This window comes from Colwellia sp. KS18-150 (assembly GCF_057551365.1).
The window spans coordinates 161,998-170,727 of record NZ_BAAJMC010000007.1; the positions used below are offsets into that span (position 1 = coordinate 161,998).

Consider the following 8,730-nt stretch of genomic DNA (forward strand, 5'->3'; position numbering starts at 1 on the left):
TTTAATCGGCACGAGTTACTAAAAGTTTAATTTTTGTTCAGAAAAACGTTTAAGACTTTGTCCTATAGTTAAAGCTTGTTAAGATCTAGTTATAAATAGAGTGATAGATTAGGAATTTTAATGGCAATTAACTGGTTTCCCGGCCATATGCATAAAGCGCAAAAAGAAATTAAAGAAATATTGCCACAAATTGATGTCGTGATAGAGGTGTGTGATGCACGTTTACCTTTTAGCAGTGAAAACCCAATGATCACTGAAATAAGAGGTGATAAACCACTGATAAAAATCCTCAACAAAAGTGATTTAGCGGATGAGAGTAAAACTCAACGCTGGCTTGATTATCTTGAGTCACAGCACAATGTAAAAGCGATAGCATTAACCACTGAAAATTCTGCAACAGCGAAAACGATACCAGGTTTGATTAAAAAGTTGGTGCCCAATAAAGATGCCGAAGGAAAGCAGATTAATGCGGTTATTATGGGGATCCCAAATGTCGGTAAATCGACATTAATCAATACCCTGGTGGGTAAAGCTAAAGCGAAAGTAGGGAATGAGCCTGCTGTGACTAAAGGGCAGCAACGGATAAAATTGGCTGAAGGTCTTTATCTCTTTGATACTCCTGGCATGTTATGGCCTAAGATAGCCAATGAAAACAGTGGTTACCGACTGGCTGTATCAGGAGCAGTTAAAGATACGGCCTTTGATCATGATGACATTGCTTATTTTGCCGCTGAATACTTACTTGCAACGTACCCTGAGCGATTACTTGAACGTTATAAATTGAATGAGCTACCCCAACACGAAGAAGACTTAATTGAAGCTATAGGTCGAAATCGAGGTTGTGTTCGCAGCGGTGGCCATGTTGATATGCACAAAGCTTCTGTCATTTTAATCAATGAAATACGCGATAAAACCTTAGGGGCTATTACTTTTGAAATGCCGGAAAATATTGAGAAAGAAAATCATCATTTTGCCGAAGTAGAAGCAAAGAAACTGGCAGCTCGTGAAGCGAAAAAACTCGCTCGCGGCCGTGGCAGAAAAAATAAAAGGAAATAATCATGACTACTACGCCTACGCAAGTAACAGATCAAGACACATCATTTACTCTACACCCACAGCTGGCTTTAGACTGCTTCGAATTAGCTGAGTTTCCGTTAAGTAAACTATTACTCTGTAATGACAGTAGTTATCCTTGGTTTATCTTAGTACCCAAAGTTAGCGATATCACTGATATTTATCAATTAGACTGGCAACAACAGCAACAGTTATTAAATGAGTCGAGTTTATTAAGTGAACTACTTATGCAAGTATTTTCAGGTGATAAAATGAATGTTGCGGCACTTGGAAATGTGGTTGATCAATTACATGTCCATCATGTGGTTCGCTATAAAAGTGATGCTTGTTGGCCTAAACCGATATGGGGCCAACAAGCATTAATTCCGTATAAAGATGAAGAATTAACGATATTGAAAGAAAAGCTATTACCTCAGCTAGAAGTCATTTTAGCGAGTCTTTAATTACTTATTTAATGATTAGGCAGCATGCTCTGCCTCTTTAGTGCTTTTAATTTTTACCTTGGCTAAAGCCTGACGTAAATCGACAATAATATCTTCAACATTTTCTAAGCCGACAGATATTCTAATTAATGAATCGGTAATGCCTGCTTTTGCTCGCTCTTCTGGCTCGTAAGGAGAGTGTGTCATTGAGGCTGGATGTTGAATTAATGACTCAGCATCACCTAAGCTGACCGCGATAGAAAATAATTGCATATTATTGATAAAATCGGCGCCGCCTTCTAAGTCAGTGTTTAGCTCAAAAGCGATGACACCACCGGCAGATTTCATTTGCTTGCCTATGAATTTGTGCCCAGGATGGGAAGTGAGCCCTGGGTAATACACTTGTTTCACGGCCTCATCTTGCTCTAAAAATTCGGCAACGGTTTGTGCGTTGCTGCAATGTCGCTCCATTCTAATAGGTAAGGTTTTTATGCCTCGCATAATAAGCCAAGCATCGTGTGGGCTCATTGTGCCGCCAATGTCCTTTAAGGTAGTTAGCTTGATGTCATTGATCATTTCATTGGTACCACAAACAATACCTGCTACCACATCGCCATGACCATTTAGGTACTTAGTCGCACTATGAATGACTATATCAGCACCAAATTTAGCTGGTTGCTGTAAAATAGGAGTAAGAAACGTGTTATCAACGACACTGATCAGTTGATGCTTTTTAGTTATTACGCAGATCTTTTCTAAATCTAATACGACTAAGTTTGGATTTATCGGTGTTTCTAAAAAGACCAGCTTAGTATTATCTTGGATGGCATTGACAATATTTTCAGGCTCAGTCATATCGACAAACGTGACTTCAATGGCAAACTTTTTCAGCATATGATTCATTAATGCGAACGAGCAGCCATAAACCGCTTTTGAAGAAATCATATGATCGCCCGCTTGTAAATTGGTTAATAAGGCCGCTGAAACAGCAGCCATGCCAGTGGCCGTCGCAGCGGCATCTTCCATACCTTCCATACTGGCAACGCGCCTTTCTAATTGACGTGTAGTAGGGTTACCTAGTCGTGTGTAAATGTAACCTTCACTTTCTCCAGCAAATCTATCAGCGCCTTGCTGGGCATCATCAAATATAAAGGTAGAAGTTTGATATAGCGGTGTAGCTAATGAGCCAAACTGTTCGTCATTAATACGCCCAGCATGGATGGCTTGTGTTTCTATGGCAGGCTTCTGGCTAAAAACATTGTTATTATTTTTCATTAAGGTCTCGACTGAATTCAAGTGTAATTTGATAATTGCAAATTAACTGCCAATAATGATTTTTGTTTATTTAACAATTACTTATCTTGTTTATGTGTTTGAATACCAATTGGGTTGTAATAAATTTATTACGAATGTAACTGTGGAATATGATGAAAAGCTGTAATTACTGGTAATTACCTATTTTTATTGGACTTAGTTTGATTGTACTAATATTATTACTAGTAATATATTTATTACATTAGTTGTGACGTCTGCCATGAGAATTGAAATTCAATCTAGCGATAGAATTGGTATTAGCCAAGAAATATTAACAGCATTTGCTATGCAAGCGTGGAACTTGACTGCTGTTGAAGTGACAAGTTTTTATACTTATGTCCACATAGACCAAGATGGTATTGAACTGGCTAATATCAGTAATTGTTTAGAGACGATTTCAGGTATTATCAGTATTAAAGAAATTAGTTTATTACCCATTGAACAAAGAGAGAATCACCTACAATCTTTGTTAGATAGGTTACCTGATCCCATGATAGATATTGACCATCAAGGGATCATCTTAGCCGTTAACTTAGCGGCAAGAAAATTGTTAGCAACTCATGGTCAAAAAGATGCTGCTAACATGATTGAGCAACCAATAGCTCACTATATTGACCAAGAAGTTCAGAATTTACTTACCGATAAAGCCAGTACACACTCATTGTCATTTAATGGTAAGACTTATATGGCCGATATCAGCCCAGTTATCAGTCATAATAAGCAATTAACAGGCGCTATGATAACATTACGCTCTATGACGATTGTTGGTAGACAGCTTTCGTTAATGCAAAGCCATCAAGAGCATAGTTTTGAAAATATAATTGGTTGCTCAGCTCAAATACAAAAAATTAAAGAGCAGGGTGAGCGCTTCGCAAAGTTGGATTTACCGATATTAATTGCCGGTGAAACAGGAACCGGAAAGGAGCTGGTTGCTCGTGCTTTACATCAAAAAAGTGATCGCGCTAAAGCACCATTTTTAGCGATAAACTGCGCTGCATTGCCCGAACATTTATTAGAAAGTGAATTATTTGGTTATAGCGGTGGTGCGTTTACTGGCGCAAAGAAATCCGGAAAGCCGGGTTTAATTGAACTAGCTGAAGGAGGTAGTGTATTTCTCGATGAAATCGCTGAAATGTCTATTTATCTGCAAGCAAAACTATTACGCTTTTTGCAAGACTTCTCTTATCGTCGTGTTGGTGGCACTAGTGAACTCCATGCAAATGTTAGGATCATCAGCGCGAGCCATCAAGACTTAAGCCAAGGATTAAAAAATCAAACGTTTAGAGAGGATTTATTTTATCGTTTAAATGTACTTAATTTACATTTGCCTCCGTTAAGAGAACGAGCTGACGATATTATCTTATTGGCTAATCACTTTATTGAAAATGCCTCAATGCAAGTAAAACACCTACCTCATGCAAGATCTCAAACGATAACATTAAGCGAGTCAGCATTAGCGTTATTACAGCAATATCAATGGCCAGGAAATATACGTCAGTTACAAAATATTTTATTTTCGGTTGTAGCACTTACCGTTGGGGACGTTATTGACGAGCAAGATATCACTCAGGCCTTAGCTAAATTTTCAGCTGGTGGTGATGAAAATTTAAATCAAAGAACAACACTGTCTACGACTAATATATCAGTAAAAGACTGGGCATGTGCTCAAGCTGATTTCGAGGAAAATTTATTAAGGCAGCTCTTGCCACTATTTCCAACAACACGAAAATTAGCGCAGCGATTAAATGTTTCACACAACAAAATAGCGATGAAGTTAAGGTTATATGGCATAGAGCGTTAAGTTTATATCAGACCATTTAAAATTTAAGGTTCTAATATACTAAAAAGGCCTAATATCTGGAATATTAGGCCTTTGCTTTTCAAAAGATTAATGAATTAACCCTAAATTATTCTAGAAACCACATTGTTTACCTTGGTTTTTATCTTTTAACCACACGTGTAGTGGAGCAAAGTAATCTAAAATAGCGCTAGCATCCATTTGTTCATTACCAGTTAATACTTTATAAGCCTGCTGCCATGGTTGGCTTGAGCCCATTTCTAACATGGTATTAAGAGCTGTACCTGCTTCTTTATTGTTATAAATAGAACAGCGATGTATTGGATCAGTATTGCCTGATATTTCACATAAAGCACGATGAAATTCAAACTGCTGAATATGTGCTAAAAAGTATCGGCTATACGGAACGCCACCAGGAACGTGGTATTTAGCACCAGGGTCAAATGCTTGAGCATCACGAGCAATTGGTGCTGCAACACCTTGGTATTTTTCACGCAGCTCCCACCAAGCCGTGTTGTAATTTTCAGGTGTAATTTCGCCTGAGTATACTTTCCAGCGCCATTGATCAACTAACAATCCAAATGGAATAAAGGCAACTTTATCTAATGCCATTTTCATTAATAAGCCGATATCTTTTGATTCATCAGGTATTGAATCAATTAAGCCTATTTCTTTTAAATATTTAGGCGTTACAGATAAGGCAATTGTGTCACCGATAGCCTCATGGAAGCCATCATTAGCACTATTCTGGAAGTAGACGGGTTGATCTTTATAGGCACGTTGGTAGAAGTTATGACCTAACTCATGATGGATAACTGAAAACTCTTCGCCGGTTTTTTGAATACACATTTTTATGCGTAAATCATCTTTGGCATCTAAATCCCATGCCGAGGCATGGCAGATAACGTCTCTATCTTCTGGTTTAGTAAATAGTGAGCGAGTCCAAAATGTTTCTGGTAAAGCATCAAATCCCAGTGAAGTGAAAAACTTCTCAGCACCTTTGACCATTTTTATTTCGTCGTAATCATGAGCAGCTAATTGCTTAGTTACATCATAACCAGGATCTGCATTTTCTGGGGCAACCACATCATAAATATTTCCCCAAGATTGTGCCCACATATTACCTAACAAATGCGCAGGAATTGGTTTGTCTTGTGGCACCTTATCAGTGCCATATTCTTCACCTAACTCGCTACGAACATAACAGTGCAAATCATCATAGAGAGGTTTTACCTGTCCCCATAATCTGTCTAATTCATTGGCAAAATCATCAGCTGGCATATCATAGTTTGAACGCCACATAGCCCCTAAATTTTTATAACCTAGACCATTGGCACCTTCGTTAGCCAATTCTGCTTGGCGTGTATATAAGGTTTTCATTGGTGGACTAATTTGTCGCCACCCTTGCCACATATCTAGTAACTCATCGTAATCTCGAGAGGTAGCCATGGTTGATGTCATATCTCCAAGGCTCAGTTTTTCACCCGCTGCTGTGGTGTACGAGCCTTTACCATAAATACTGCCAAGCTCTGCGCCAATTGTCGCAAGCTCAGCTGACTTTTCTGAGTCTTGTGGTGCGGGCAATACTAGTGACTGCTTAAGAATATTCAGCTTGCGACGTTGAGTTTCACTCACATCAACATTATCAAATTTAGCAGCCTGCATTGCAAAGCGAACACCTGCTTCAGTTGATTTCTGATCGGCTTCTGCAGCGAGTGAAGCGGTATCTTCTGTGATAAAGTTAGCGTAAATCCAAGCGGCTCTGGCGCCAGACTTGCCTAAAGCGACCATTTCTTTTTCAACAGCATCTAAAAATACTTGGGCATCTTGGCTAGATAATACTTTAGTGGCTGTTGTTTGCTTGTTTTCGTCAGTGGTCGTTTTTTTTGCATCTTGACTACAGGCTGATAAAGCTCCTGCAACAACTAGAGCTATAGCGGTAAACTTAAAGGTATTTGTTATTTTTTTCATTTGAGTTCAAAAGACTGTTAAAAGGATAAATCAGTATATTGAAACTCGTTAATAATTCAAAGTGGGCACGGTTAATTAAATTATAGGCAAAAAAAAGCTCATTCAAAGATGAATGAGCAAAATAAACAACATGAAATACAATGTTTACAAGGGAGTGTAAAACTAATGCTCATGCGCTTTTGCTCGGGGAAGCTAAGCGTTGAACATGCGATTATAATAGCCAAAATGGTTGTTTTTTACTGTATAGGATCCGTAACAGTTTGTAATTTCTGACTAGATAGTTAAGAAAATAAGGATAAAAAAAGGCTCATTCAAAGTGAATGAGCCAAACTACAACATGAAAAACATAATAACAAAGGGGGGATGTTTTAAGTGTTTATTCTTAAAACGTGAAACCATCATATCCAATCCGACTGTTTTTTACTGTTACGAGTCAGTAACAGTTTGTAAAAATACAAAGACAAGTATTGTTTAGAAATTAAAGACAAAAAAAAGCTCATTCAAGGTGAATGAGCTAAAGTTACAACATGAAAAAACATAATAACAAGGGAGTACATTTCAAGCTTCTACCTTTGAAAAGTGAAACAATCATATCGGTATTTCCTGTTTTTAACTGTTGAGATTAAGTAATAATTTGTAATTTACTAACCAATTAATGAAGTAAGATGAGGTAACGTACTAGTTGGGAGAATGAGATAAAAAAAGACTCAGAGCAGATTGACAGATCAGGCCACTGAGTCAGGGAGTTTTCATGTACAAAAGATTTGAGTGTTAATATTATAATTAGTTCAAAAATTATCCGTTAGGTAGGTATATAATTGTTTAACGTTGGAATCCACTTGACCAAATGAGGATAAATACGTTATTTTAAACAACTGTTTGAATTTGACGTTTGATTACTGGTAACAATAAGCATGAGTACAAAAAATAAAATTTTAGATGCTGCAGAGCTACTCTTTGCTGATAATGGCTTTAATGGTACATCGCTACGAGAAATAACAAGTTTAGGGGAAGTTAATTTAGCGGCAGTAAATTATCACTTTGGCTCTAAAAAAGAATTGATTAAAGCTGTGATGTCACGGTACATGAATGAATTATCACCACGATTAGAGTCAGCGTTAAGTGCATTGTGCCAGGACGACGTTCAACCGACTTTGATTGAAGTTTTCTCTGCTTTCATTGAGCCATTATTATACTTAAATGAATTTAAAGAGAATGGCACTAGTACTTTTTTACAATTATTAGGCCGAGGCTATACAGACAGCCAAGGTTTTTTACGTTGGTTTCTAACCACACAATACCCTAATGTATTTGCGAACTTTACCGTTGCAGTACAAAAAGCCTATCCAGAATTAAGCGCAGAAGAGATGTTTTGGCGCTTACATTTTACCATGGGAACTATTGTTTTTACTATGTCTTCAAGCGATGCATTAATTGATATTGCTCAAAATGATTTTGATCGCCAGGTTGATATTGCCGGTGTTATCAAGCAAGTAATCCCTTATGTTGCAGCAGGTGTTGCGGCGCCAATCTTAGTCTAGCCTTTATATTTGAGCGGTAAGTATTATTAACTTATCGCTCAAACAATTTTTGCTATAATTTTTTTTCATGTACAAGTCTATTGATAATGACAAGTACAAAAATAGCACTGTAAATACCAAACACCACTAACATCCATTGTGGCATGCTGTAACCTAAAAACTGCCAACTTATCTCTCCACAATCGCCTGTAGCTTCAAATATAGCTGGAAACCATTGATGTAATGGTGCCCAACTTGGAAAGTTTGGAATAAATTCACAGCTAAAAAACAGTGAGCCACTGTTAGCCTGCATTTCAATATGTTCAAGGGCAATTATAAATCCCCAAACAGCGCCAGTACCCCATAGGCCATAACCAATAACTCTAGTAAACATATAACGATGACCAGCAAAGCCAATAACGCCAGCTGCAATAATCGCCATAATAGCAAGGCGTTGATATACACACATAATGCAGGGTGCTAAATCCATTGCGTATTGAAAGAATAACGCACAAAACTCTAAACCTAATGCTGATACTCCAAGAAGTAGCCAAGGTTTAGGAGAAGTTGTTAAATCACTAATAGTTTTCATTATTGGCCTTATGATTGAAATTTTGATGAAGTGTTGACG

Annotated in this window: 7 protein-coding genes; 4 read left to right on the top strand and 3 right to left on the bottom strand. The window is 37.6% G+C overall.

Translation table 11 applies throughout. From position 1 onward, the window contains the following. Positions 1 to 120 precede the first annotated feature (120 nt). Both ylqF and AC27IF_RS11480 read left to right on the top strand, forming a co-directional pair. Positions 121 to 1,056: a ribosome biogenesis GTPase YlqF gene (gene ylqF, locus AC27IF_RS11475; protein WP_487054463.1), complete on the top strand. Its 936-nt coding sequence runs from the start codon at positions 121 to 123 to the stop codon at positions 1,054 to 1,056. A gap of 2 nt (positions 1,057 to 1,058) precedes the next feature. Then, on the top strand, positions 1,059 to 1,517 hold the full coding sequence (locus tag AC27IF_RS11480; protein ID WP_487054464.1) for an HIT domain-containing protein: 459 nt from the start codon (positions 1,059 to 1,061) through the stop codon (positions 1,515 to 1,517). A 15-nt stretch (positions 1,518 to 1,532) separates the two neighbouring features. On the opposite strand, the gene megL is transcribed toward AC27IF_RS11480, so the two are convergent. Continuing rightward, on the bottom strand, positions 1,533 to 2,771 hold the full coding sequence (megL, locus tag AC27IF_RS11485; RefSeq protein ID WP_487054465.1) for a methionine gamma-lyase: 1,239 nt from the start codon (positions 2,769 to 2,771) through the stop codon (positions 1,533 to 1,535). Between the two features lie 259 nt (positions 2,772 to 3,030). Here megL and AC27IF_RS11490 point away from each other — a divergent pair, with 259 nt between their 5' ends. Then, positions 3,031 to 4,611: a sigma 54-interacting transcriptional regulator gene (locus tag AC27IF_RS11490; RefSeq protein ID WP_487054466.1), complete on the top strand. Its 1,581-nt coding sequence runs from the start codon at positions 3,031 to 3,033 to the stop codon at positions 4,609 to 4,611. A gap of 111 nt (positions 4,612 to 4,722) precedes the next feature. On the opposite strand, the gene AC27IF_RS11495 is transcribed toward AC27IF_RS11490, so the two are convergent. Further along, a complete protein-coding gene (locus tag AC27IF_RS11495; RefSeq protein ID WP_487054467.1) occupies positions 4,723 to 6,579 on the bottom strand; it encodes a M2 family metallopeptidase in 1,857 nt (618 codons plus the stop codon). A gap of 914 nt (positions 6,580 to 7,493) precedes the next feature. Between AC27IF_RS11495 and psrA the strand changes: the two genes are divergently transcribed. Next, on the top strand, positions 7,494 to 8,120 hold the full coding sequence (psrA, locus tag AC27IF_RS11500; RefSeq protein WP_487054468.1) for a TetR family transcriptional repressor PsrA: 627 nt from the start codon (positions 7,494 to 7,496) through the stop codon (positions 8,118 to 8,120). 52 nt (positions 8,121 to 8,172) lie between these two features. On the opposite strand, the gene dsbB is transcribed toward psrA, so the two are convergent. Then, positions 8,173 to 8,730: disulfide bond formation protein DsbB (gene dsbB / locus AC27IF_RS11505; RefSeq protein ID WP_487054469.1), on the bottom strand; the 558-nt coding region annotated here is incomplete at its 5' end.